The 1,206-nt window shown below is 58.0% G+C and carries 2 protein-coding genes; both read right to left on the bottom strand.

Translation table 11 applies throughout. The features are described from left to right. A partial coding sequence (locus tag X742_RS0139650) for a SidA/IucD/PvdA family monooxygenase (protein ID WP_031248872.1) occupies positions 1-311 on the bottom strand: 311 nt, incomplete at its 3' end. Between the two features lie 74 nt (positions 312-385). After that, positions 386-706, bottom strand: a complete 321-nt coding sequence (locus X742_RS1000000174665) for a hypothetical protein (protein WP_156939513.1) — start codon at positions 704-706, stop codon at positions 386-388. Between the last annotated feature and the right edge of the window lie 500 nt (positions 707-1,206).

The following is a 1,206-nucleotide window of genomic DNA, read 5'->3' as shown; positions in this document are numbered from 1 at the left end:
ACCCAGTTCAGGTATTGTTCGAACTCCACTCTGAGCACGGCTTCGAACTGTGCGTTCAGGAAGTGATACAGACGCCCGTTCTCGTGCAGGAAGTTTACGAAAGTGTAGGCTGATCGCGGGTTCACGAGAGTGACCAGGTCCTTGAAGTGGCTGACCTGGAGCTCCGAGGAATCGAATGCGATGCCTGGATGCCAGCGGAAGTCGACCTGCCGATCCAGGAACACTGCCCCTTTCCCAACTTGCTCGTGTATCTGACACGCAAGGCTCAAATTGGACGGGCCAGCACCGATCCCAACGCAAGATAACTCCACCTGCTTCTCCTATAGCGTCTTCCCACTAGGCGGCTTGTTCGCGGCGAATATCGGCAATAGCCATTAGCCTCCGCTCACGGACTTCGAGCCTCAGTCCCGACCGGGCTTGCGAGAATTTGTCCTGCGCGTTCGGGTCCTCGCATGTAGACCCGCGCATTCCAGCGCGGTGACAATCGACGGGTCATGCCGGCGACGTGGGGCAACGACGTTTGTCCTTTTCCGCCCGTCTGGATGCCCCCCTCGCCGTCACGCGAGGAGCTTTCCAGGCCCACTAAGGTGTTCGAAGCCGGCGCAATCGCCCGCCTGGACCAAGACGCGCCGGCCTTCGGCGGCTTGATGGCAGGCGAGAGCGCGGTTTTCACTGCGGCGACGGCATTTTCGGTGCGCATGATCATGGACGACGTTTCGCTGATGCGTTCGCAGAGTCCCNCGCCCGATTTGCACGTCCCTGTCGTCTTTTCCGAATAGCTAGTCGGGCACCTTCTGCACCAGAATACTTCTCTTATGGAGACCAGCAGGAAGCCTTCATGAACGGACAGTGCATAACCTGGTGTCTCTGCCGGACAGATCGCGATATGGCTTCTCCCATCGAGGTCGGCAGTTGCAAGAGCTGCCAGATTCTTCGCCCTATCGTGCCGTTGCACTGGCTCGATCCCGACATCCTCGGAGGCCGCGATCATGAAGAGTGACGCAATCTCACGTCCGCCGCGAGGCCTCTCTCATGGGGAAGCAATTCTCTATGTTGGTGTCTCGGATCGATGCTCTTGATGAGATGGTTGCGGATGGGCGCATGCCCTGACCTAAGCGCATCAATGATTGCGCGATGTGGGACGTTCACCAACTGGATTGTCGAATCTCTGGAAAGATAGCCGGAAGACAATTGCGTTATGACCAC

The organism is Mesorhizobium sp. LNHC229A00, assembly GCF_000502415.1.
Classification (GTDB): Bacteria; Pseudomonadota; Alphaproteobacteria; order Rhizobiales; family Rhizobiaceae; genus Mesorhizobium.
The sequence above is the reverse complement of the archived record's forward strand: the minus strand, read 5'-3'. Positions and strand labels throughout refer to the sequence as shown.